The organism is Anaerolineales bacterium (genome assembly GCA_015075625.1).
Classification (GTDB): Bacteria; Chloroflexota; Anaerolineae; order Aggregatilineales; family UBA2796; genus UBA2796.
On record JABTTZ010000004.1, the window covers coordinates 25,827 to 49,811 of the forward strand.

17 protein-coding genes and 2 rRNA genes are annotated in these 23,985 nt (G+C 54.9%); 9 read left to right on the plus strand and 10 right to left on the minus strand.

Features of this window, described 5'->3' with window-relative positions; translation table 11 throughout:
• Positions 1–81 precede the first annotated feature (81 nt).
• Positions 82–1,314: an ABC transporter substrate-binding protein gene (locus tag HS103_17875; GenBank protein ID MBE7514665.1), complete on the minus strand. Its 1,233-nt coding sequence runs from the start codon at positions 1,312–1,314 to the stop codon at positions 82–84.
• A gap of 635 nt (positions 1,315–1,949) precedes the next feature.
• Here HS103_17875 and HS103_17880 point away from each other — a divergent pair.
• The 4 genes from HS103_17880 to HS103_17895 all read left to right on the plus strand — a co-directional run bounded on the left by HS103_17880 (position 1,950) and on the right by HS103_17895 (position 7,813).
• A complete protein-coding gene (locus tag HS103_17880; GenBank protein ID MBE7514666.1) occupies positions 1,950–2,156 on the plus strand; it encodes a hypothetical protein in 207 nt (68 codons plus the stop codon).
• A 288-nt stretch (positions 2,157–2,444) separates the two neighbouring features.
• Positions 2,445–3,893, plus strand: a complete 1,449-nt coding sequence (locus HS103_17885; protein ID MBE7514667.1) for an NADP-dependent isocitrate dehydrogenase — start codon at positions 2,445–2,447, stop codon at positions 3,891–3,893.
• Positions 3,894–4,314: 421 nt separating this feature from the next.
• Positions 4,315–4,827 carry a DUF5063 domain-containing protein gene (locus tag HS103_17890; GenBank protein MBE7514668.1) on the plus strand — a complete coding sequence of 171 codons (513 nt, stop codon included), beginning with the start codon at positions 4,315–4,317 and terminating at the stop codon, positions 4,825–4,827.
• Entirely contained in the window at positions 4,808–7,813 is a 3,006-nt protein-coding gene (locus tag HS103_17895) for a hypothetical protein (GenBank protein MBE7514669.1), read from the plus strand. Before HS103_17890 ends, HS103_17895 begins: the two co-directional genes overlap by 20 nt.
• An 81-nt stretch (positions 7,814–7,894) precedes the next feature.
• Here the strand turns inward: HS103_17895 and HS103_17900 are convergent, their stop codons facing one another.
• The 4 genes from HS103_17900 to HS103_17915 all read right to left on the minus strand — a co-directional run bounded on the left by HS103_17900 (position 7,895) and on the right by HS103_17915 (position 12,210).
• On the minus strand, positions 7,895–8,785 hold the full coding sequence (locus tag HS103_17900) for a carbohydrate ABC transporter permease (protein ID MBE7514670.1): 891 nt from the start codon (positions 8,783–8,785) through the stop codon (positions 7,895–7,897).
• Positions 8,786–8,801: 16 nt separating this feature from the next.
• Positions 8,802–9,860 (minus strand): sugar ABC transporter permease, encoded by a 1,059-nt coding sequence (locus HS103_17905; GenBank protein MBE7514671.1) that lies wholly within the window; start codon positions 9,858–9,860, stop codon positions 8,802–8,804.
• A 135-nt stretch (positions 9,861–9,995) separates the two neighbouring features.
• The gene (locus HS103_17910) at positions 9,996–11,216 is read right to left on the minus strand and encodes an ABC transporter substrate-binding protein (GenBank protein MBE7514672.1); all 1,221 of its coding nucleotides are present in this window, start codon (positions 11,214–11,216) and stop codon (positions 9,996–9,998) included.
• Between the two features lie 631 nt (positions 11,217–11,847).
• Positions 11,848–12,210, minus strand: a complete 363-nt coding sequence (locus tag HS103_17915; GenBank protein MBE7514673.1) for a hypothetical protein — start codon at positions 12,208–12,210, stop codon at positions 11,848–11,850.
• Between the two features lie 89 nt (positions 12,211–12,299).
• On the opposite strand from HS103_17915, the gene HS103_17920 reads away from it, so the two are divergent.
• The 3 genes from HS103_17920 to HS103_17930 all read left to right on the plus strand — a co-directional run bounded on the left by HS103_17920 (position 12,300) and on the right by HS103_17930 (position 14,963).
• Complete coding sequence (locus HS103_17920; GenBank protein MBE7514674.1) at positions 12,300–13,343, plus strand: homoserine dehydrogenase; 1,044 nt, start codon at positions 12,300–12,302, stop codon at positions 13,341–13,343.
• Between the two features lie 145 nt (positions 13,344–13,488).
• Positions 13,489–14,523 carry a LysM peptidoglycan-binding domain-containing protein gene (locus HS103_17925; GenBank protein ID MBE7514675.1) on the plus strand — a complete coding sequence of 345 codons (1,035 nt, stop codon included), beginning with the start codon at positions 13,489–13,491 and terminating at the stop codon, positions 14,521–14,523.
• Complete coding sequence (locus tag HS103_17930) at positions 14,520–14,963, plus strand: hypothetical protein (protein MBE7514676.1); 444 nt, start codon at positions 14,520–14,522, stop codon at positions 14,961–14,963. The genes HS103_17925 and HS103_17930 overlap by 4 nt, the downstream gene beginning before the upstream one ends.
• 370 nt (positions 14,964–15,333) lie before the next feature.
• Here the strand turns inward: HS103_17930 and HS103_17935 are convergent, their stop codons facing one another.
• The 4 genes from HS103_17935 to HS103_17950 all read right to left on the minus strand — a co-directional run bounded on the left by HS103_17935 (position 15,334) and on the right by HS103_17950 (position 20,037).
• Entirely contained in the window at positions 15,334–16,194 is an 861-nt protein-coding gene (locus HS103_17935; GenBank protein ID MBE7514677.1) for a Dam family site-specific DNA-(adenine-N6)-methyltransferase, read from the minus strand.
• 215 nt (positions 16,195–16,409) lie between these two features.
• Positions 16,410–17,813, minus strand: coding sequence for a DUF3536 domain-containing protein (locus HS103_17940; GenBank protein MBE7514678.1), 1,404 nt, complete (start codon positions 17,811–17,813; stop codon positions 16,410–16,412).
• Positions 17,814–18,001: 188 nt separating this feature from the next.
• Positions 18,002–18,817 (minus strand): hypothetical protein, encoded by an 816-nt coding sequence (locus tag HS103_17945; protein MBE7514679.1) that lies wholly within the window; start codon positions 18,815–18,817, stop codon positions 18,002–18,004.
• 347 nt (positions 18,818–19,164) lie between these two features.
• Positions 19,165–20,037, minus strand: a complete 873-nt coding sequence (locus HS103_17950) for a GNAT family N-acetyltransferase (protein MBE7514680.1) — start codon at positions 20,035–20,037, stop codon at positions 19,165–19,167.
• A 275-nt stretch (positions 20,038–20,312) separates the two neighbouring features.
• Here HS103_17950 and HS103_17955 point away from each other — a divergent pair.
• Positions 20,313–23,142 (plus strand): 23S ribosomal RNA (locus HS103_17955).
• Positions 23,143–23,287: 145 nt separating this feature from the next.
• A 5S ribosomal RNA gene (gene rrf, locus HS103_17960) occupies positions 23,288–23,404 on the plus strand.
• 124 nt (positions 23,405–23,528) lie between these two features.
• On the opposite strand, the gene HS103_17965 is transcribed toward rrf, so the two are convergent.
• Positions 23,529–23,894 carry a response regulator gene (locus tag HS103_17965; GenBank protein ID MBE7514681.1) on the minus strand — a complete coding sequence of 122 codons (366 nt, stop codon included), beginning with the start codon at positions 23,892–23,894 and terminating at the stop codon, positions 23,529–23,531.
• Positions 23,895–23,985 lie beyond the last annotated feature (91 nt).

The following is a 23,985-nucleotide window of genomic DNA, read 5'->3' on the forward strand; positions in this document are numbered from 1 at the left end:
GAGAGAATCTCTCCCCCTTTCCCTGTGTAACGGGAAAGGGGGGGACAGGGGTTCTTCTAAAAACCCCTGTGGTGTGCGGTGCTAGTTTGACTTTGTTGGCTCTGCCGTCGCTTCCATGGGGGATTCTTCCGCGCCAAGAACGGCAAACTTGCCATCAACGACGATCTGCGCAATCGGCGGATGGAGCGGATCACGGTTTTCATCAAAGCTGAAAACCCCTAGTGGGCTATCAAACTCTTGGATTGCGGCAAGTGCGTCGCGCACTGCTGTGTGATCGGCGCTGTTGGCGCAGCGAATTGCCGTCGCCATGAGCCACCCGCCTGTGTAGGCTTGCGCGGCGAACTGGTCAGGATCGGCGTTGAACATCGCCTTGTACGCTTCAATGAAGTGCAGGCTGGCATCGCTGTGATTTGGGTTGCCCAAATTCCACGCCCCACCAACGATCAACCCGTTCGCCGCCGCGCCAGAATCGCGCAGAACAGCGGGCGAGTTAAAGCCATTGCCGCCGATGATCGGACCGGTGTAGCCCAGTTGTTGGCGTGCCTGCAAGATGATCGGCACGGCTTCCTGTGCCAGCGCCGAAACGATGATCGCATCGGGGTTCGCGCTCAGCAGTTTCGTCAGTTGTGCGGTGAAGTCCACATCGCCGCGTGCGAAGGTTTCCTCACCAAGAATTTCGACCTTGTTTTCCTCAAGAGCAGCTTTAAAGACCTGAAAGCCGCTCTTGGTGAAATCATCGTCGTTTCCGTACAGAATACCGACCTTCTTCAAGCTAAGTGCCGTCGTCACCTGCGTGATCAAGCCGGGAATAACGGCTTTTTCGGGGAGGCTGTTACGGAACACATAATCGCCCATCTCAGTGATCCCTGATGCTGTGTTGCTCACGCCCAGAACAGGAGTCTTGTTTTCTTGGGCAATCGGGTCAGCGGCAAAGGCAGAACTGCTCAAGGTCGGGCCCAAAACGCCGACGACCTTCGTCTCTGTGACGAGCTTCGTCATTGCCGCAATCGCCTGATCTTTGTTTCCAGCGTCGTCCTCAAAAACGGCGGCAAGTGTCGCCTTGCCCAGATAACCCGAAGCGTTGACCTCGGCGATGGCGAGTTCAACACCGTTTTTCTGTACTGAGCCATACACGGATGTCCCACCAGACAACCCGAAGATTGCCCCGATGGTGATCGTATCGGCAAGGGCTGCCGGATCTGCGCAGCTTTCCCAGTCACCCATAGGTGGTTTATCGTCAGCGCGGGGCGACATGACCGGAAGCGCCGCCAGCGCCATAATCAACACAAGCAAAACGAACGTTGGTTTACGCATTGTCCACCACTCCCAAAAGATGTTTTCCAAATCGTGACAATTATATAGCGCCATAACGGGTTTGCCACAAGGGGAAGTGCGGCAAGCGTGATTTTTAGGGGAGATAGAGGGCTGTCTTGGAGAGATAAAAAATCCCCTTTCCTCCCATGAGAGGAAAGAGGAAGATAGCGAGAAGGGAGATGCTGCCCTTCATCCCCACAAAAAGGAGTGATCGCAGCCCCCCAATACAGCGGAGGAAATCGCTCCCCCTTTCTTCGCCTGCGGGGAAAGGCGACTGCTGCGCAGTAACCGGGGGGGATAGGGGTTCTGAACCAAAACGTCAACACAGCCAAGTTGGTCACGCTTGAGGGTTCTCCTTCTTGGCAGATGGTGCTTTTTCTAATTACGGACATGTCTTTGGGTTAGGGAGGACGTCTTTCCAAGCCGCGAAGGAGTGGTCAATCCTAGTTCTCTGTTTTCGCGGCGGGGTCACTGGGGTTACACTATCAACGTACCCTATACCAAAGGGCTGTCGAGAGCAAATCAATGCCGCTCTCAAAATCCTCACCTTGAAAAGCGTCTTTTCATCGCCTATAATGCGGGCGCTTTAACGTTACCAAAACGCGCAAAAATCGATACTCTGTGGAGAGTCTCCCATGCCAAAACGCAAGATCAATCACGAGACGCGCCGCCAGTTTGCGCCGAAAGCGCAGAGCGGTCAGAACGTCAGCTTTTCACAGCGAAAGACGAAACGCCTCTTTCGCCCCAATCTACAATGGGCAACCATCGAATTAGATGGCAAGATGGTGCGTGTACGGCTTTCTGCTAAGCAGATTAAGGGCCTATATAAGTCTGAGAAATAATGCTCCTCGCCCGCCTGTTCTTCCTCTGCCCGTGACTGGCCTTTTTAGGGTACTTGGTGCGGGCAAAGATGCTCCACTACAGTAAGCCGATCCCTCTTTTCTCCTTTGCCTGTGGGTGCGTTATCTTTATGTGTGCGAAAAGATAGGGGCTGTACGCTGAAACGATGCGCGAAAATTCCGGGCGAAGTGAAATTACCCACGATCCCCAATTTTCGTTATCATACGCCGCGTGTTAGTTGCTATACACTGCTATGAAAAAAAAAGACGCAAGAAAGGTCTGAAGTCAGCATGGCGAATACCCCTATCACTGTCGCTAAGGGCGATGGTATTGGTCCCGAAATCATGGATGCTTGTCTCCACATTTTCAAAGAGGCGGGCGCACGCATTGACATTGAGGAAATTGAGGTTGGCGAACAGGTCTATCTGCGGGGGAATTCCGCAGGGATTGACGCCAGTTCATGGGATTCCTTGCGGCGGACGAAAGTGTTCTACAAAGCGCCGATCACCACCCCACAGGGCAGCGGCTATAAATCGCTCAATGTGACGACGCGCAAAATGCTTAGCTTATATGCCAATGTGCGTCCTTGTGTTGCCTATAACCCCTTCGTGCGGACGAAGCACCCCGGTATGGATTTGGTCATTGTCCGTGAAAATGAGGAAGACCTGTACGCCGGCATCGAACATCGCCAGACGGATGAGGTCTACCAGTGCCTCAAGCTGATCAGCCGCCCAGGATGCGAAAAGATCGTTCGCTATGCCTTTGAATATGCTCGCCAAAATAAGCGGAAAAAAGTGACCGCCTTCACCAAAGACAACATCATGAAAATGACCGATGGGTTGTTTCATAAGGTCTTTGATGAGATCGCCGTTGAGTACCCCGATCTCGAAAATGAACACTGGATTGTCGATATTGGGGCGGCAAAAATGGCGGATACCCCAGAAGCCTTTGATGTCATTGTGCTGCCCAACCTGTATGGCGATATTCTTTCCGATGTCGCCGCGCAGATTGCCGGATCAGTCGGTTTGGCGGGGTCGGCAAACATCGGTGAACACGCTGCCATGTTTGAAGCCATTCACGGCTCTGCGCCGCGCCGTGCGGGGCAAAACCTGGCGAACCCGTCAGGGCTGTTCCTCGGCGGGGTGATGATGATGGTCCATATTGGGCAAGCCGATATTGCCGAATTAACCCACAATGCCTGGCTGCGCACGATTGAAGATGGCATTCACACCTACGACATCTTCAAAGAAGGCATTAGCAAGGAAAAAGTCGGGACGAAAGAGTTTGCCCAAGCTGTTGTGGCACGGTTGGGCAAAAAGCCCGAACAATTAAAGCCTGCCCATTACGCCACAGGGGAAACAACCACCCCGAAAGCGGCAGCGGTGGCAATCCGCACGCCGCAAAAGAAAGAAACAATCGGCGTTGACGTTTTTGTCTACTGGACAGAGCGCGATCCAAATGTCCTCGGCGCGAAGATGGAATCCTTCAATGGTGAGGGGTTAAATTTGGGGATGCTGAGCAATCGTGGACAGAAGGTTTACCCCGATGGCCTACCAGAAACCTTCTGCACCGATCACTGGCGCTGTCGTTATCTGTCTGAAGGCGGTACGCCGCTCACCCACACCCAGATTGTGAATTTGTTGGGGCGTGTGGCGGCGGGCGGTATCGATTTTATTAAGACGGAACACCTCTGCACCTTTGATGGGGAGAAATCATTCTCGCTAGGGCAAGGCGAATAGGCATCGCGTCTTACCCCTATCCCCTACCCCCTTTCCCTGTGTACGGGGAAAGGGGGAGAGAGTCCCTCTCTGTTTATGGGGTGGGGGTTAGGGATTTCAAGCCCCAAAGGGGGTGGCTGCTTTCAGCCCGCTCCTGTAGTGGCGGGATTACTGAGGTAGGACTTACGCAGTTGAACCTGTTACCTTGTATTCATCGAAAGGGTGGATTGAGGGGGAAGCCCCTCAAAACCTCTTTACCCCCTTCTCCCTAAGGGAGAAGGGGGTAGGGGGATGAGGGCAAGTGCGTAACTCCTATGAGGTTACACTGTCAACACAACCTAGTAAGTACGTCCGACAAGTGCGTTCGATGTTCCCACGCCGGATGCACTTGTCGGCTGCACCATGAGGGTATCTCTACCGATATGGATTAAAGGGCTACGGCATGACCGAATGGCAATTTCCCCAAGAGATCACCAATTTTGCTGAGGCTGCCCGTCGTTTTGTTGGCTATGTCGAAGCAGCGCATACCTACGAACTCCTCGAACGGCTGGTGCGCGGGGCGGCAGCCGTAGGGGAGCTTTACACCGCCGGACTGTACTTGCCCATCCAAGACCCACCAGAAGACCCTGACGAGCCGCCCGCCCCCCAAAAAATTGCCGAATGGGAAGGCTATGAAGAACTGACCATGTTCTGGCATGTGCCGGATGCCTATGCCTGGGGGGCGCCGGAAGTCGTCTCCCTAACAGACCTCTTGTTGGATACCCACCGCGATATTAAACAAGGCTTGATGCTTTTTGATCAAGGCGTTGCCGACCAAGACGAAGCGATCTTAGGTCATGCCCTTTGGTACTGGCGAGACCGGATGGAAAAATATTGGGCGGCGAAATCTGTAGACGCCCTACGGGCATTAAGTCGGGCGATTCAGAAGGTCAGTAATGGTGAGCGCGATTTCTAGCGCCCGTCTTTCTTTACGCCGCATACGGATAAAACCGCTCCTCATCCTCCTCACCGTGCTATGGGTTTGGGCAGCACGCTTACCCTATATGCCAAATCTGACCAGCCCGGCGTCGATTCGTCACGATAATTCGTGGCAATTGGCAATGTCTGCCTTGTGGGATCAGGGTGAGCTTTTAGGACGTGAGGTCACCTTTACCTATGGGGTGTTGGGGCAAGCCCTTTTTGCTTTAGGGACACACCTCAATGTGACGGGGCTTCCTCACAACGGATTTCCCCTTGCCCACGCGGTCTTGATCGCCGCTTCATTGGTTCACCTTGCCCTCGCCCTTTTGCTTTGGCGGCGGCTGAGTGCCTTGTGGTCGGTAGTTGTCATATTTGGTATGGTGGTAATTTGCGGGATCGATTATTCTCACCTGCGCCCAACACTGCTCATCCTTTATGCCGTTTTGTTAGCGCGGGCGTTGGAATCCCCCATTCCTCGTGGACGGTTGCGGTGGGCGGCGTTGGCTGGATTATGTGCCGTTTATGGTCAGTTGATCTCCACCGACACGGTGATCTACATGCTAGGGGGGGGATTTCTTCTCTCCCTCATCGGGCTTGTGCTGCGTCTCCTATGGTTACGTGGCAGCACCACTATCCAAACGAACCTCCCAAGCAATGGGGAGTTTGCCCGTCTCAGCCTCATCATACTGGGCATTGTCATCATCGGAAATATAGCGATTAGCCTATTTTTCACGCTCAGCAGTTCCGCCTACCCCTCTTTTTTTCATTACCAAAGCCAAACGCTCGCCATCGCCGCGAGTTACGCCATTGCCCAAGTGTTTCCCTGGTCGTATCCGCCGCTGGCAACGCTCGTCTTGGGCGGCGCGGTGGCAGCCTCTCTGTTTTTTACTCTTTTCATTCTACAGAGCGGACACTTGCCCGCACGGGAAAGGCTGAGCTACCTCCCTTTGGTTGTGGTGGGGTTGGTCAGCCTTCGCAGCGCTGTGACGCGCAGTGATCTATGGCATATCGCCCTTGCCATCCTCCCACTGGTCGGCAGTTTTTTGATCATCGGTGACTGTCTTATCGCTCAGGGGTATATGGCAGAAAACAGAACGCAGGGGGTGCGTACCCGCCGGGTACGGATCGGTCTGTGGATGGTCATCTTCATCGGGTTGATTGGGAGCAGCCCGCTGCCGAAAGGTGATCTTTTACGCGGGCTTTGGACGGCAATCAGCAACCCTTTTCAGGTGCGTGATACGTTCGAGGCATACCGCACGCAAGCGATTCCCCCCGAAACCATTCTACCGCAAGGGATCATCGATTATGTTGGGACGGGTCTGTTTTTTGCCTTTCCTCAAGACAGCTACCTGCCTATATTACGGGAGGCGGCGGGCGCACGGGTCTTTCTGCCCATTGGTGATCTCTACAACGCCCATACGATCACCCTTCAGACGCCTTATAGTCAATGGTTAACCGAAAGGGACATAACGCCCATTTATGCGCCAGGGAAGGGGATCGATGATGTCCAAGAGGTGACGCGCCTCCCCCGTGTTTGGGATGCGCTCTACCAGCAGTTTATGATTGCCGCCTCGCTTAACGACGGGCATTACCTTCTGAAGCGCCGTACAGCCCCGCCTACTGACGAACAGCGCATACCTTTGCCCTTTCAAAGCAGCACAAGGGATCGAAAGCTCATCGTCCGTTTGAATGCCCCCGCCACATGCAGCCTGATCGCCCTGACGATGCAAGTTGATTACCCTCTGACACGCTTTGTTGGGCGACCAAACCCATTTCAGGTCAGTATTCTTGCCAATGGGTTTCTCCTTGAGACGACGAACCTTGTGGCATTAGAGGTTGGGGCGTCTTTTCAGACCTACATCCGGCTGATGGACACACCAGAGACGATGATCCGGCTTTTGGGAACAGAGGCTGTCCCCGCTGTGACCTGGGATGAATTGGTGATTCGCGAACTGCCGACAGGTCTATTGGGCGTTTCCCCATCGGCGCTGCTGGTCAGCGGCGTGACGTGCCTCACCTACGAACGCCCCGGTATGGCGGAGGCAGCCCTCACGACCCCGACTCTAACGCCGGACGATTCTAGCTTTGACCTGACCCGTTCCGAAGCGTGGAATGGCTTTCGGATTGCCCGCGAAGAAGGGGCTTGGTTTCGGGTTACGGGGCGTGATCCAAGCCTGTTTTACCGCCCGCCGCTCGATCTTTGTGCTGCTGAATACAGCCATGTGGCAATGGCGCTGCGCGTCCCACCGGGGGAGGGGACGAGTGCCGCCGAGGTCTTTTTTGCCCTTGATGGGGATATGACGGCGATGGAGACTGCCTACCTAACCCTTCCCCTTTTGGCGGATGGCGAAGTCCATCGTTATGCCGCGCCCCTTGCCGCGCTTAACCTCCCGCCGTCAACGCACATTACGGGCATTCGCTATGATCCGATCCTCGGTGCGGAGGATGCCTCTCACCGCCTTGAACTGATCGATTTCCGCTTGATTCGCGCCCAACAACCGGAAAATTGCCCACCACCCCAACCTGATACCCCCCGTGAGGAGTCATTTTCACTGAGGGCATGGCAGGCTGTCAACGCGATGGTGGCGACAGAGACACTCGGCTCTTGGCGTGTTTTGGGGGATGACCCTCAACTCATCTATGAGCAACCGCTTTCCCTTTGCGTGGGAGACTACGCCGGCTTAGGGGTGCGTTTGGCAACGACTCCTGATGCGGTCGATCCCTTTATGCAGTTGTTTTTCCAAATGGATGGGAAAGGGGAGTTCAACGAGCCGCAGTCGCTGCGTATTGGCGGTATCAGCGATGGGACAGTTCATGAGTACATCTTCCTGTTTGACGATCTCCGCGAACGCTATGGGGACGAAGCGCGGATCACGCGGCTGCGCTTTGACCCCATCGCAGCGGGGGCAGAGGCGGGAACAACAAAAGTCCAGATTGAGCGATTGTGGCTGGTAGGCTATGGTGAGCCTAGCTGTCGTTAGGAGGAAGGGCGGGGTCTCTCCGCCCTCAGAAGTTGAGGTGTTTTTATCTCGATAGAGCCATCATTGGCACATTCCCAGTCCTTAGCCCTTCACGGCGGTGTAGGTGGCGCTTTCCATAAAGAAGCGCTGGAACAAGAAGAACACCACCGCCATAGGCAGGGTGGTGATCACCGCGCCAGCAAGCAGCCGATCCCACAGCAGCACCTCGCCGGTAGACCCGCGCACGAGCGCCAGTCCAAGTTGAAGTGTCCACAATTCCCGTTTTTGGACGACAGTGATCAGCGGCATGGAAAAGTCATTCCATGATCCCTGAAAACTGAAGATCGCCAGTGCCGTAAGCGCCGGAATCGCCAGCGGTAGGATGATCACGAAGAACATCTGAAAGCGCCCACAGCCATCAATAGACGCCGCTTCTTCAATATCCGCCGGAATGCTCTCGAAAAATTGCTTCATCAAGAAGATTCCAAAGGCACCCGTCATGGACGGTAAAATCAAGCCCTGATAGGTGTTCAGCAGCCCCAATTGGGAAAAGATGAGGTAGCGTGGGACAAGCAGCACAATGCCCGGCACCATCATCGTACCCACAAGGGCGGCGAAGGCGATTCCCCGTCCGGGAAATTTCACCCGTGCTAAGGCATAACCAGCCATACTGTCGAGGATCAGGTGAGTGAGCGTCACCGTGATAGCAATGATCGCGCTGTTCAGCGCCCAACGGGGAAAATCCTCACGGAAGATTGCCTGATAGCCGTCGGTGCTGACGCCTTGTGTTGGATAGAGCAAGTTCGGGTTAGCGTTGATGTCGGGAAGGGTCTTGAACGAGTTCGCCACCGAATAGACAAAGGGCATGATCATAGCGAGGGCAAACAGGATCAAAAAGCCATAAGTCAATGTGATGCGGAACGTCCGCAGCAGGGCAGCGCGTCCGGCGGGAACGCTCTGTACAATGGTCGGCGTTAGTGTTGAGGTGGTCATGATGGTGTTCCTCCCCTTAGTTCGCTTTTCCCATCAGACGCCGTTGGATGAGGGTGAAGATGACAATGATTACAAACAAGACAAAGGCTGTTGCTGCGCTCAGAGAGGCTTCCCCCCGTGAAGTGGAATAGGCAAGGTAAGCAATTGTCGTCGTTGTTCCCGCTGGTGCGCCTTTGGAGATCACAAAAATTTGATCAAAGACTTGGAAGGTCCCGATCAAGCCAAGGGTGATCACAAAAAATGTTGCGGGGCGCAGCATGGGGAGCGTGATCTTGCGGAACTGCTGCCAGCGTGTTGCCCCGTCTACACTCGCCGCCTCATACAAGGGGGCGGGAACATCTTGGAGGGCGGCGAGGAAAATCAGCATGAGCGTGCCGCTTGTTGTCCAAATGGCAAGCAGCATAATCGCCAACATCGTCACACTGGGACCGCTCAACCAATTCCAAAGCGATTGACCGAAGAAATCAGATTTCGTCAGCCAGTCTGGGGCAGTACGTGCCGTGACCCCAAACACACGAAAAATATTGTGAAAGACCCCGTTGAGGTCGTTCAGCCATGTGATCGGTCGATAACTTCCCCCGCTGAGACCCACCAACAATTTGTTGATGATGCCCTCCCGATTAAAAAGCCACAGGAAAACTGTCCCAATAACGACAGCGGAAGTAATTGATGGGAAATAGAAGGCGGTGCGGAAAAACCCCCGCATTTTGAGAAAGCGCTGATTAACAATGACTGCCAGCAGCAGTGAGAGTGCTGTTTGCGCGGGGACAACCCCTAGGGCGTAGTAGGCGGTGTTCTTCAGCGCTTTCCCAAACGCCTCCCGTTCTGGCGAATCTTTAATGAGCAGTTTTTCGTAATTTGCCAGCCCTACGCCTTGTGCCTCGTTAGGCGGGGTTAAGCCCGTCCAGTTGGTAAAACTGACCACAAACGCGAAAATCATCGGGATAAAGACAAAGAAAATCACCACAAGCAGCGCCGGGGCAACAAACCCCAAACCAGTGAGCGCCTCTTGCGCGTCTTTGTTCAGCCGTAACCCATCATCCCTTGTGGGAGCGGATAAGGTACTCGTCGTCATAAACAACCTCCCCCAAAAAGACTAGTTTCCTGCGACGCACAAGATAACGAAACACCCTTCCCAACCGCCCATCAAGACCGAACAGGGCAGAAGGGAAGGGCGCATCAAACCTACATCAGTCCATGGGTTTTGGGGTTATTCGCCCTTAAGGACGGCATTCCCCACTTTTTCAATGTCGCTAATGGCATCCTCTACCGTCACTTGGTCGGCAAACAGGAGCGCCAACTGCTCGTTCGCCTTGTCCTCGACCTTGCTAAAGCCAGAGACAAAGCGCCAGCCGCGTGCGAACTCGGCGCTCTTGAGGTAGACCTCTCGATCTGGGAAGGTCTTGACGAATTCAGCGGCAACGCTCATGCGGCTTGGCAGGACGCCCGTGCCATCCGTCCACGTCTTCATGCCTTCTGCCCCAACGAGGTAGTTCAAAAGCGTGAGGGAGGCTTCAGGATTCTTCGCCTTCTTGCCAATCCCATAGCACACGGTGAACGCCAACGAGCCTTGCTTGCCCGTCGGACCAGCCGGCAGTTCAATCGTCTCGTACTTCAGGTCAGGGTATTGATCAGCAAGGAAACCGACAACCCAGTTGCCTTCTAACGCCATCGCTGCCAAACCCTTGCCAAATGCCTCACCACCCCAGCCTGCGCCGAGGTCAGAGGGCGTGCGGGCAAAGCCATCAAGGTACAGCCCACTGTAGAACTCAAAAGCAGATTTCGCTTCGTCCGTATTCAGCGCCATTTCGGTTAGATCGCTGTTCGTCACTTCGCCGCCCGCCGCGTAGATGAACGCGCCCAGACGGTCAAAGGAAGGTCCGTACACGATACCTGCCACCGTGTCGGTGGTTAGTTTTTCGGCTGCGGCGCGAAGTTCATCCCATGTCTTGGGGGCTTCTACGCCAGCGGCTTTGAACATCTCGGTGTTGATTTGGATTGCCAAAACAGAGAAGTCCTTCGGCGGGCAGTAGAACGTCCCCTTATCGCTAAAGGTTTCTACCAATGCTGGATAGAAATCTTCTGGGTTTTCCAGTTTATCGCCAATGGGCATCAGGGCATCGGATTTCACCAGATCGGGGAAGCGCTGCGCCGGCACATAGAAAACATCCGGCACATCGCCGCTGACCAACGAGTTTTGCAGCACAGTTTCATAATCGGGAACGGGTTCAAAGACGGCTTCAATCTTATCTTGGCTGGCGTTGAAGTCAGCAATGACTTTATTGAGCGAGGTATTCTCTGCCTCCGACCCTGACCAACCCATGAGGCGCAGTTTAGTTTTTTCTTGCGCCTGCGCGGTAGGAGCGCTCAACGCCCCCATCACTACCATCACGAACGCCAAAGCGACGAGTGTGAATTTCTTGTTCATCATAACCTCTCGAAATCAAGCTCAGGAACTGTGGTGGCGTATCCACCACGTATGAATTCGACCAACACACAAGAAGACCGCCGAGGCTCAGGGCGTTATCGCCAGCGACGCGCATCACCCCCTTTACCCCAAAGGTTGGCGGGGGCTGCCTTAAACGAAAACGCGCCCCTCCTCAGTGGAACGGGAAACCTTCCCAAAGTTCCTCTGTGGCTGAGCGTGCAAGGTATGGCTAAACCCCTACCGAAAAAGCTGCGCATAAAACAATCTCTGCGAAAAAGGTGCTTAAAGAGTCAACTTAAACGTTTAAGCTATAAAGAGTGTATAGAGATTTGGAGGGCTTGTCAAGAGGGCTATCCAAGAAAGGGATTTATAGGGGGAGGATTAGGTTCCGCTGACAGTGGAATTCTCGTAGGGGCGCTATGCATTGATGCATGGCGCCCTCACCCTCGTAGACAGGGGAAGGGAGGGGTAGGGCGCGGACGCCCCAGGGGGCGTCCCTACGGGGATGGCGGGTTAGAATGTCACCGCCCCCTAGAGCGCGTTAGGGCAACTGCCCTAACGCTTGGTAGGAAGCACCCTGAAAGAAAGACAGGGGTTGTGACCACCTCCGCCACCTACAAACACATCAACCGATTTATAGATCGCCGTTCACCACCGCCAAGACAACGACCCCAATTAGGACAAGAACTGGAAAGATTGTCCCCAATGGCATTTGCCCTGTTTGCAGCGCCAAAACGCCAACGATCAGCAGCAAAAAACCGCCCAACCACGTGAAAATACTCACCCGCCAGCGTTGGTTTGTCTGGTAAATTCCTGAACCGAGCAGAATTGCTCCCCCTATCACACTAACCCATGCCGGGTTAAGCTGTGGGTACATGATGTCAACGATGAACAAAATGGCGATCATGCCATAGATCGCTGACTCGAATGAGCGTTCCCGTACTTGCCGTTGGTTTCGGCGGGTGGATCGCCGTCGGGAGGTGCGTCTATAACTCATATGCCCCTTCCTCTCCTTTTGCGGTAAAACCTTACGTGATTATAATGCCATTCGCACACTTGTACTGATACCCAAAATAGGGGGACTGTATGGCTCGCTATCGGCTTGTCTTGGTTGGCTTTGGTGTCGTTGGGCAAGGGTTTATGCGCTTATTGACAAAAAAAATGGCGCACCTTGCCCAGACCGAAGATTTTCAGGCACAAATTGTCGGTGTTTATACGCGGCGGGCATCGCTCTATGCCCCACAAGGGTTAGAGATGTCCCTACTGCTCGCCGCAGCCGAGTCTGGCTCAATCGCCCATTATCCCGATCAGCCAGGAGTGCGGCGCGATCTTGACGCACTGACGATGCTCAGCCAAGCCGACTATGACGTTTTGATCGAAGTGACCCCAACGGACTTCACAACGGGCGAACCCGCACTCTCTCACATGCGAACGGCACTCAACGGGGGAAAAGCCGCCATCACGGTGAATAAAGGTCCACTTGCCCTTGCCTACCGCGAGTTAGCGGCGTTGGCGCGAGATCATCGAACATTTTTGGGCTACGAGGGTACCGTCATGGGCGGGACGCCCTGTATCCGTCTTGCCGAAGCGGGGTTAGCTGGCAGCCTGATTACAGCCATTCGCGGTGTTCTCAACGCAACGACAAATTACATCCTCCAACGGATGGAGGCGGGCGTAAACTATGCCGAGGCATTGGCAGAAGCACAGCAGCTTGGTTATGCCGAAACCGACCCCACCGCCGATGTGGAAGGCTACGACGCAGCGGGCAAAATCACCATTTTTGCGAATCTACTGCTTGGTGGGTCACTGCGCCCGGAACAGGTCGAACGAACGGGGATTACCGGGCTTAGCGCGGCGGATATGGTGGCGGCAAGAGATGCTGGCGAACGCTGGAAGTTGATTGCCGCTGCGTGGTACGATGGCGGTAAGGTCGTCGCCTCGGTTAAACCTGTTCGCTTACGCCTTGACGATCCGTTAGCGAACGTGGCAACGAACGGGGTGATCTACACAACGGACACGCTTGGCGATGTCACCCTGATTGGGGCAGGGGCAGGTGGCGAGGCAACCGGCTTCGCTATTTTGACGGATTTGTTGGCGTTTCATAAAATGCAATCAGGGCGGGTTTCGTAATTCGGCTGCGGTGAAACGACAGGAATACATCGGCACCTATCACTATCACTATCACGCCTCGGTCTAGAGACAGGGGCGTTTTTTTTCGGATGCTCTATAATTTACCTTCATCTGGAAAGGACACTGAGTGGTTTAGAGGTCGCTTATGCGTCGGGGATGGATTGCTCTCGCTCTTATTATCATGGCAGTGTGCTTTGTTCAGCCAGGGGTTGCCCGCGCTGATGATGGGAAGTATGTCGTTGTTGCTGGCGATACGCTCTTTCGCATTGCCCAAAAACACAGCATCTCTGTTGATCTTCTGGCGGCTGCCAATGGCATTGCCAACACCTCCCATATTTACGTTGGGCAAGTTTTGGTGATTCCCAGTGGGCAGACAGCACCCATCCCCACTGGCGATACGCCAGCACAGCCCGCCCCCCCAACTGAAAACGGTTATTACACTGTCCAGCGGGGAGACACCCTAAACAAGATTTCAAAGGCATTTAATGTCACGCTCACTGCGCTGATGAACGCCAATGGGATCGTCAACGCAAACCTGATCAGTGTTGGGCAGCGCTTGGCAATCCCGGGCGCGTCAACGACGACGCCCCCCGCTACGAACCCTCCGGCTGCTCCGACCACACCGCAAACGTTCAAACTTCATGTGGTAAAGGCGGGCGAGGGCTTGGGAAAAATCGGGCAGCGTTATGGGGTCAGTTGGCAGAGCATTGCCGCCGCCAATGACCTCCCCAACCCGAATATCATCCATGTGGGAATGGTCTTAAAAATCCCCCCCCCGGATGCCACTGGAGCGCCGGCTCCCTCCAACCCCGCCGCGCCCGTCAGCAGCGGGAAACTCATTTTCGTCAAGCTGAGCGAACAGCGCGTTTATTTCTACCAAAATGGCGTCTTGCTCAAGAGCGTCGTTGTCAGTACGGGGCTGCCCGCCACACCGACTGTCACCGGGGATTACCGCATCTATGTGAAATACCGCTCGCAGACGATGTATGGACCGGGCTACTACCTCCCCGATGTTCCTTATGTGATGTATTTTTATCTTGGCTATGGGCTGCACGGCACGTACTGGCACTCCAACTGGGGTCGCCCGATGAGTCACGGCTGTGTGAACATGCCCACAGAGGAAGCACGTTGGCTTTACAACTGGGCTGAGGTCGGCACAAGTGTGCGGGTGCGCTGGTGAGCGCTGAATCCTTAACACCTGACGCGCTTGTTGCCGAGAACATCCGAGGGCGATATGCCACCCCCGCCCGGAAAGCCCATCTGTACCTCTTTCGCCTGCGCGGGGATACGCCTACTAAGGCGCTCATCCCCGCCCCTGACGCGGTGTTAAGGGCATGGGTTGATGAGGGGACAGGGCTGAGGCTAACCCCCATCAGTGAGGCGCTCCAGCGCTGCGCGGCTGCTGCCGGTATTCCGCTGCACACCATCCCACAGGGGGGGCAAAAACAGACGATGGCGCGGGTTGTGGTGTTCACCGCAGAGATGCCCGACGCCGAAACCGTGACGGTGCGGTTGGTAAGTCGGGCGATCCATTACCACCCTAAAGGGGAACGGATTGCCGATGAAGTTTGGAAACAAGCGCCCGATGGCGTTTGGTATTCTGTCCACATCCCTGACTAGGGTTGTGTTAACCGTGTACCTTAGTAGGGGCGCAAGCATTGCGCCCATCGCCGCCGCTAAAGCGGCGGGCTAGGAGCAGCCACCCCTTCGGGGCTTGGAACCCCTAATCCCCACGCCGTAAACAAAGAGAGGGGACTCTCTCCCCCTTTCCCTGTCTACGGGGAAAGGCGACTGCTGCGCAGTAACCGGGGGGGATAGGAGTTCTGAACCAAAACGTCAACACAGCCTAGATGACGTCCTCCGCCCAATCGAGAACCAGTGTTGACACTAACACGATAGGTATACCCACCTTGCTTTAGCGATGGCAGGATCATCGATTCTAGAACTGAGCTCGTCCGTGTGTTGGGCGTGATAGGGGTATTCTAGCCTTTCAAAGTAGTGAAATTTGCTTAGGATGATCTGAACCCGCCTCTTGGAACGCCTCACGATCAATCTCTAACCCACGAATGGCTAAGACTTCGCGGGCAGGGGTGCGGTCTCCGCTGGAACTGATGCGGCGCGGCGACATGAGGAAAACAAGCTGGAACCCGCGCTTTTTATAGAGATCAATGATTCGATCCGTCGCTTGGTTCGAGAGAACAACAGGCCCTTTATGCTCCACAAGCCAATCCGCCAATGCCACTTGCTGTTTCCAGGTAAAGCCTTCTTTGGCGTAACTCACAAATTCCACGTCATAAGGCGGGTCGGCATAGACAAAATCCATGCGGTCTAGCCTGACAGCCTCAAAATTGCTGGTCTGAAGCTGCCATGCGGAAAGCGGCTGCTGGTAATGAGAAAAATCCGTTGTGTACTTGATCGTTTTGTATTTCCCAAACGGTACATTGAATTCACCGCGCTGGTTAAATCGGCACAGTCCGTTGTAGCCAGTTCGGTTGAGGTAATAAAAGAGCTGCGCCGCCTCTGGACCGTGCGTTTCACCCTGCCGGATCAGCATATTGAAGCGGTCCCGCCCCTGATAGTAGGCATCCGCCTTGTTTTCCATCGAGATGGTGATTGCCAACCCCTTTTGAAGGTGCTGGTAAAAGTTGACGAGATAGGGATTGATGTCGTTCAATAGGGCGCGTTCAGGAAGCAGCCCCAGAGTCACGGCTAAGCCGCCACAAAACAACTCAACCAGTCGCCTATGTTCGTTTGATACCCATAATCTCCTCAAATGAGGCAGCAGCCAGCGCTTTCCCCCCGCCCACTTCAGCGGCGGCGTCAATGGTGTTGGCGAATGTGCTTTTTTCACGCAGAAATAACTGTATCCTTAACACAGTGGATGATTCGATTATAGAATTTTTTTCTGCCCACCACGTAGGATAAGGTCGAGCAAGGCAGCAGGCAGGCAACCGCGCAGGGCTGCCGCTAGGTGGATGGGGTACAGAGTGATTCCCCCTCGCCCATTGTGGGCGAGGGGACGAGGACACCTTTGCCTGATCTCAGCCCGCCGCAGCACGCCCCCTGCTAAACTGCCACCACTGGCACATCCTCCGGCGGGGCGAAAAATTCCTCGTACACAGCGTCATAGAGCGCCGTCCCATCACGCCCCTCCCCCTCGCGGCGAATCGGGGCGAGATCGTTGCGGAAGCCCGCGCTCAGGTCTACGCCGGTCCCCCCGTGCAAAATTGCCATCGCGTGAATTGCCGTGCCAATCGCATAGCGCACGGGGGGCGCGTCAAACTCATTTTTGTAGAATGCATTGCCTGTATACGCTTTGCTCATGTACACCCATGCCTTCAATAGGTCAAGGTAACGCGCTTCCTCATCACTACTCAACCCGGGCGCACATTCGGCAAGGAACGCTGTCCCCGTCATCTCTCCCAACCGCACGCGGATGTATTCCTCCCGCAGCCGCAGTGGATCGGTGTTCAAAGGGCGTACTTCCTCGCGGATCACATCGAACATCTCCGCCGCAAGGTGATCCAGCGCCCGCAGGAGCGATGCCTTCCACCCCTCATGCCCCGTGATCCAATGGGTGATTCGGAACTGATCGCTCCACGACGAAAAGGGCGTCACGGTGATATATCCAATCGGCGGCTGAATCCCCATATACTCATTCAGCGTCGTGATTTTGTAGCCAATGGCGGGCGCTTCATGCTTCAACAACCAGTGAAGAAAGCGTTCCTCTCCCAAATGATGATGCCCAAATGTTTCGCCGTTCGTGGCAACCAGCGTCAGCGCTCCCTTGCTCAGCCGCCGCCCTGCCAGTTTGTGCCGCGCCCAATGCCCCGCCCCGCCCACCGTCGAAATGTTGAACGAGAGATCGTTGGAAAGCTCATCATGGCGAACAAAGGTCGCTATCCGCCGCTGGGTACCGAGGTCAATCCAATACGGACCTGCCCCATCGTCTGCACCCTGAACCTGCCCCCCCGCCAAGATGGTGAACTTATAACCGAGCGCATCCACAACGTGCAAGGTGTCTGGGTCTACCGCCATTTCCGGCAGCCAAATCCCCTGCGGGTCGCGCCCGAAGTGATGGCGAAACGCCATTTTTCCCCAATAGAGTTCGGTGTGTTTGTCTTGGCGGCGGCGTAAGGGGAGCAGCACATCATGGTAGGAACTGGCAATAGCATTCCCCACACGCTTCTTCTGATTCACCGGGCGGTCTGCGGCGATGATGCGGCTATACGTCTCAGGGGCGCGTTTTTTCAACCACGCCAAAAGCGATTCGCCAACGTTGAAACTGATCCGGTCAAAGTTCCCGATCTCTGCGTTCGGGCGGTACGATTCGGCGGTGATCCGCACATTCCAGTTGCGATATTTCTCGGCGTCTGCTTCCTCCCCAATATCGCCAGTGATCGGGTTGCCTCGTGGGGGCTGATAAAAATGACTGTGTACGCAAAAATACTGATTCGGGCGTGGCGGCATGAGAGACCTCCTCCGCTCTGTAATTGTTTAACCTGCTCCCATTGTAAGGCAAATCGATTAAGACGGGGTGAAAGGTGGGCGTTTGCCCAACACCCGAAGTGCAGCCATCTTCAAAAGGTGGGATCATTGGGATTATCGAAAGCCCCGTAAAACCCCCTGCCTTTAGGCGTGGGCAGTATGTCACGCAATCATGGGGGGGAAGATTGGAGGTGATCGAAAAACCCCTCAAAATCGAACCATCCGCTGCCGCGCACATCCCATGTGGCAACAGGGACGCCCGCCGAAAAATTTGTGTTTTGACAAGACACCTCCCGCAGGAGCATTTTTTTGGGGTGTCTGCCTTGAATCAAAATGGCGTAGGGCGTGATGGTCCAGTGATCCAAAATGGTGCTGCGCATCCATGCCGTGTGGGGGCTGTTGAAATCAAGGCAAGGCGTAGGGCTAGTGGCGAGGGTAACACGAAGCCGTTGAGCATAACTGAACAACCAGCCCGCCTGGATCATCGTCGTCAGGGCAAAAATGATTCCCACATAGCGCATGATTTGCACCCTTTCGCCCCACTGAGCCGGTGGTTCAGCGGCGCGGAAGGAATCCATTGCCGCCGCAACGATGAAGGGGGTGGAAAGGGGAATCACAAAGAAACGGTAATTGAGGGCGTAACTCCATAAAAAAGGGCAGAGCGCCCACACAACCATCGCGCCCAATGCCATGACGAGCAAGATGGTTGTGGGAAGGTTCGGCAAGCGCATCTTCAGCACAGCCTTCAGTGGAGTACGGATCAGCATAAGTCCAACAAGCCATACCATCACTAAGGCAATCAGCGGGAGATTTGCCACCGTCCCCTGAAACAACTGCCATAAATTAGCCAGCGAGAGTTGTGCCGATTCGTATGGGTTGAGATTCGTCACACTGACGAGAGCGGCGACGCTACCTAAGCCCAACCAGAAAACTCCCCACCAGAGGCGTGTTCGCTCACGACGAAGGATACCTGTCACCAGCGCCAAAAGTGCGGTGATCCAAAATAAAATACACGCTGAGGGGTGGGCGATGAAGATGATCGGTGTGATAACGGTGAGGAGAGGCAGGTCATGTAGACACGGTTATCCTTCGCAGCGAGGACAATCGCCCCCCATAGAGGCGATCCCCTGTGGTCGCCCGCACGCTGCTCACCTTAAAGTGGGCAGTTGCCCAACACCCTATAGACGTTACGCAGTTGCCCTCATCCCCCTACCTTCCTTCTCCCACTGGGAGAAGGGGGGAATCTGTTTTTTGAGGGGCTTTCTCTCAAACTTCCCCTTTCCATGAATACAGGGTAAACAGGTGCAGCTGTGTAAGCTCTAATCCTAATAGCCTAATGCCCCTCCACCTTAAACAGCCATTCCTCAAATGCCCCAATGTAGCGGTAGCCGATTTTCTGGTAGATGCTGTTCGAGGTGGGATTCGCCATATCCGTGAACAAGGCACAGAAGGCATGTCCATTGTCCAAAAAGTGCTGGCTAAGGGCTGCCACCGCCGCCGAAGCGTATCCCTTGCCGCGCAGTTCGGGCGGGGTGAAGACGAAATTCACAACGACACCACTGAACGTCTTTCGTCCTTGTGCCGCCATCGAGACCGGCGCGGCATCGCCCTCTACATGCCACAGGTAAATATCCCCGCCTGCCAGCCGTCGTTCGCACATCTGGCGCAGTTCGGTACGGTTTGGTTCAGCCTGATGAAGAGCGTCGCGTTCAAACCCTACCGCCCACTCGGTCACTAGGTCGATATCAGACGGTGTTGCCACCGCAAGCCGTCCTGCGGGGGCGTTTGGTGGAGGCGTCACCACGCGCAGTTCGTAAATTCCCATCTCAAGCCCCTTCCGAGGGGTGATGCCCGTCTGCTCACGCCACAACCCGCCGAATCGCTCTGCCAACGGCGGACGCCCAGAGACTCCGCTAACCTCCCATCCGTTGGCGTGCAGATCGTCAGCGATCCTGACCATGGCTGGTACAGGATCGGGAGCATCGGAGTAAAGAGTCACATTGAAGGGGGGAGTCATAATCGCCGCTGTGAGGGAATCACCCTCGGTCACTGTCGCCATATAGGGCTTATGTTTCATCTGCCCGCCCTGCTCATGGATGCGCAGCGCCAAGCCGATCATCAGGTTGTTTAACGCTTCGGCACGTCCAAGCGCCTCTCCCGCGCTGGCAAGGAAGGCTTCGGCATGATCATGAAAACGGAAATGCATCCCCAAATTCTCCCCATCTTTGGCACCGACCCTTGACACCCCTCAATTCAATGATACTATACCTCGGCTAGTCGCAGGCAGCCGGACGGCAAAACAGGGCAAGACAAACCAGAACGAAACAACATTCAAATCTGGTCTTGACACTCCCCAAAACACCGTTACAATATGCGACACGTTGGGCAACACGCCCGACAGCACTTTACCAACCGAATAAGCGATAGAAAGACGTAACGTAGCATTAGAAAGACACGAGAGAAACGATTTCTCCGTGCCACATGGCAAAGCTACAAGGGCAAATGGTGAATGCCTAGGCGTCACGTGCCGAAGAAGGACGTGGTACACTACGAAAAGCGTTGGCGAGGAGTGTGCATCCGCATGAACCAACGATATCCGAATGGGGAAACCCGCATGGAGGCATGTCCATGCACGACTGACTGAACACATAGGTCAGGTCGAGGGCACCCGGTGAACTGAAACATCTAAGTAACCGGAGGAAAAGAGAATATTCTGCGAGTAGTGGCGAGCGAAAGCGGAACAGCCCGCAGCAACAAAAGCTTAGTCGAAAGTACTGGAAAGGCTGCCAAAGAGGGTGAAAGCCCCGTAGGCGACAAGCGAATAAGCTGCAAGGAGTATCACGGGACACGCTAACCCCGTGAGAAGATGGGGGGTCCACCCTCCAAGGCTAAATACACGAGACGACCGATAGCGCACAAGTACCGCGAGGGAAAGGTGAAAAGAACCCCGGTGAGGGGAGTGAAAGAGATTCTGAAACCATTTGCTTACAATCAGTCAAAGAGGTGAAAACCTTGATGGCGTGCCTTTTGGAGAATGAGCCAGCGAGTTAATGGATGTGGCAAGGTTAAGGCAGTAACAGCCGGAGCCACAGCGAAAGCGAGTCTGAAGAGGGCAGCGTCGCATTCATTAGACACGAAACCGGGTGAGCTACCCATGTCCAGGTTGAAGCGGAGGTAAAACTTCGTGGAGGACCGAACCGTTCCGCGTTGAAAAGCGGCTGGATGAGGTGTGGGTAGGGGTGATATGCCAAACGAACTCGGAGATAGCTTGTTCTCCCCGAAATCGCTTTAGGGCGAGCGTTGCGTGTTTAGTTGTGGAGGTAGAGCACTAGTTGGGCTAGGGGTCTTACGATTACCAAACCCTTTTAAACTCCGAATACCACAACTCCAAGCGCAGCAGTTGGACGGCGGGTGATGAGATTCGTCGTCGAGAGGGAAACAACCCAGACCCCCGGCTAAGGTTCCAAAGCCTTGGTTAAGTGGAAAACGAGGTGGGCGTGTTGAGACAGCCAGGAGGTTGGCTTAGAAGCAGCCACCCTTTAAAGAGTGCGTAATAGCTCACTGGTCAAACGCGCCTGCGCGGATAACGTAACGGAGCTAAACCAAGCACCGAAGCTAGGGATTAATGGTAGGGGAGCGTCGTGTACGGGACGAAGGTCAACGCGGTAAGCGAGGCTGGACGGTACACGAGTGAGGATGCTGGCATGAGTAGCGAGAAACATGTGAGAACCATGTTCGCCGTAAGTCTAAGGGTTCCGACGCAAGGTCAGTCCGCGTCGGGTGAGTCGAGCCTTAGCCGAGGCCGGAAGGCGTAGGTGATGGACAACAGGTTAACATTCCTGTACCGCCTTTAGGGAGTGAAGTGGGGACGCAGAAGGGAAGCACAGCCCCGTGATGGAAATCGGGGTGCCAAGCGTAGTAGCGAAGAGGGGGTAGGCAAATCCGCCCCTGAGCAAAAGCGCGACGGCGGAAGCGAAAGCTCGGAAGTGTGTGGGCCCAGCTGCCAAGAAAAGCCACTAAACGATGAAGTAAGGGCGCTCGTACCGCAAACCGACACAGGTAGACGAGTAGAAGATACCAAGGCGAACGAGGGAACCTTCGTTAAGGAATTAGGCAAATTAGCCCCGTAAGTTCGCGAGAAGGGGCGCTCAGGGGAACCTGAGCCGCAGTGAAAGGGCTCTGCTGACTGTTTAACTAAACCACAGGTCTCTGCGAAAGCGAAAGCTGACGTATAGGGGCTGAAGCCTGCCCAGTGCCGGAAGGTTAAGAGGAGAGGTTAGGAGCAATCCGAAGCTTTGAATTGAAGCCCCGGTGAACGGCGGCCGTAACTATAACGGTCCTAAGGTAGCGAAATTCCTTGTCGGGTAAGTTCCGACCCGCACGAATGGCCAAACGAGTAGAGCACTGTCTCAACGAAGGACTCGGCGAAATTGAATTACGTGTGAAGATGCGCGTTACCCGCAGTAGGACAAAAAGACCCCGTGGAGCTTTACTGCAGCTTGGCATTGCGTTAGGACACAGTCTGTGTAGGATAGCTGGGAGGCGAAGAACCTGGAGCGCTAGCTTCGGGGGAGCCGACGGTGAAATACCAGCCTGAGTGTGTTTTGACCCTAACCCGTTCCGTAAGCCGGAATGGAGACAGTGCCAGGTGGGCAGTTTGACTGGGGCGGTCGCCTCCTAAAGAGTAGCGGAGGCGCCCAAAGGTTCCCTCAGGTGGAATGGAAACCCACCTTCGAGTGTACAGGCATAAGGGAGCTTGACTGTAAGGCAGACACGCCGAGCAGAGACGAAAGTCGGGCTGAGTGATCCCACGACACCGAGTGGAAGGGTCGTGGCTTAACGGACAAAAGCTACCCCGGGGATAACAGGCTGGTGAAGTCCAAGAGTTCACATCGACGACTTCGCTCGGCACCTCGATGTCGGCTCATCGCATCCTGGGGCTGGATAAGGTCCCAAGGGTTGGGCTGTTCGCCCATTAAAGCGGTACGTGAGCTGGGTTCAGACCGTCGTGAGACAGGTCGGTCTCTATCCACTGTGGGCGTAGGGGGATTGAGGGGAGCTGGCTCTAGTACGAGAGGACCGAGCTGGACGAAGCGCTTGTGTGTGAGTTGTCGTGCCAACGGCATAGCTCAGTAGCGACCTTCGGAAGGGATAACCGCTGAAAGCATCTAAGTGGGAAGCTCGCCCCAAGATAAGTCCCCCCACCGGGCAACCGGGTAAGACCGCTCGGAGACTACGAGCTTGATAGGCGGGAGGTGGAAGCGCAGCGATGTGTGTAGCCAACCCGTACTAATGGTCGAGGGCTTGCTCCGTGTGGTGCGGAGAAATCGTCGTTCTCGTGTGCAGAACCATGAGACGTTACGTCAGCAGAAGGCTATCGCTTATTCGCAAGGGCTAGAGCAGCTTGTACAGCCCCCGGCAGGACGTTTGGGGGATGGTATGAGGGTGAAAGAGTTCTTGGTGATAGAAGCGGCGGGGGTACACCCGGTCTCATCCCGAACCCGGCAGTTAAGCCCGCCAGCGCCGATGGTACTTGTACGGAGACGTACTGGGAGCGTAGGTCATTGCCAAGTCCTTTTTTCACCTTCTTACCTTCCCCCAACCCCCCACTCCGGGGGTTTTTTCTTGCCCAAAACACGCCCGTGGTTGACATTTAAGGCGAGTCACCGACTCGCCCTTCCCCCAACCCTCATCCTCCTACTCCAAATATTGCGAGAGTTTGTCTGCCAATTCCCTAAGGTCAATCGGCTTCGAGACATAATCATTACAACCCGCCTCTAGCGCCCGCTCACGATCTCCCACCATCGCATGTGCCGTCAGCGCAATAATCGGGATGTGCTTCAGATCAGGCAGTGCCTTAATCTCACGGGTTGCCGTCCAACCGTCCTTATGCGGAAGCGATAAATCCATCAAAATCAAGTTGGGTTTTTCGGCAATCGCCTTATCCACCCCTTCCTGTCCATCCACTGCCAAAAGAACCTCATACTCCAGCGAGGTCAAAACATCCGTGATCAAAATACGGTTGTCGGGATTGTCTTCTACGACAAGAATGCGACCACCCATAGCCGATAATGCCTCCCAAATATGGCACGATGAGATCGAGGATAAATGCTAAGTATAGCCTAAATCTGTCTCCTTTTGATACGTTACTCCC

Excerpts from the sequence above, each read along its gene's own strand:
- HS103_17910 (MBE7514672.1), bottom strand. The coding sequence starts at position 11,216 with ATGATGAACAAGAAATTCACACTCGTCGCTTTGGCGTTCGTGATGGTA.
- HS103_17950 (MBE7514680.1), bottom strand. The coding sequence starts at position 20,037 with ATGCATTTCCGTTTTCATGATCATGCCGAAGCCTTCCTTGCCAGCGCG.
- HS103_17920 (MBE7514674.1), top strand. The coding sequence starts at position 12,300 with ATGGCTCGCTATCGGCTTGTCTTGGTTGGCTTTGGTGTCGTTGGGCAA.
- HS103_17880 (MBE7514666.1), top strand. The coding sequence starts at position 1,950 with ATGCCAAAACGCAAGATCAATCACGAGACGCGCCGCCAGTTTGCGCCG.
- HS103_17885 (MBE7514667.1), top strand. The coding sequence starts at position 2,445 with ATGGCGAATACCCCTATCACTGTCGCTAAGGGCGATGGTATTGGTCCC.
- HS103_17940 (MBE7514678.1), bottom strand. The coding sequence starts at position 17,813 with ATGCCGCCACGCCCGAATCAGTATTTTTGCGTACACAGTCATTTTTAT.
- HS103_17895 (MBE7514669.1), top strand. The coding sequence starts at position 4,808 with ATGGTGAGCGCGATTTCTAGCGCCCGTCTTTCTTTACGCCGCATACGG.
- HS103_17915 (MBE7514673.1), bottom strand. The coding sequence starts at position 12,210 with ATGAGTTATAGACGCACCTCCCGACGGCGATCCACCCGCCGAAACCAA.
- HS103_17965 (MBE7514681.1), bottom strand. The coding sequence starts at position 23,894 with ATGGGTGGTCGCATTCTTGTCGTAGAAGACAATCCCGACAACCGTATT.
- HS103_17900 (MBE7514670.1), bottom strand. The coding sequence starts at position 8,785 with ATGACCACCTCAACACTAACGCCGACCATTGTACAGAGCGTTCCCGCC.
- HS103_17905 (MBE7514671.1), bottom strand. The coding sequence starts at position 9,860 with ATGACGACGAGTACCTTATCCGCTCCCACAAGGGATGATGGGTTACGG.
- HS103_17925 (MBE7514675.1), top strand. The coding sequence starts at position 13,489 with ATGCGTCGGGGATGGATTGCTCTCGCTCTTATTATCATGGCAGTGTGC.
- HS103_17875 (MBE7514665.1), bottom strand. The coding sequence starts at position 1,314 with ATGCGTAAACCAACGTTCGTTTTGCTTGTGTTGATTATGGCGCTGGCG.
- HS103_17890 (MBE7514668.1), top strand. The coding sequence starts at position 4,315 with ATGACCGAATGGCAATTTCCCCAAGAGATCACCAATTTTGCTGAGGCT.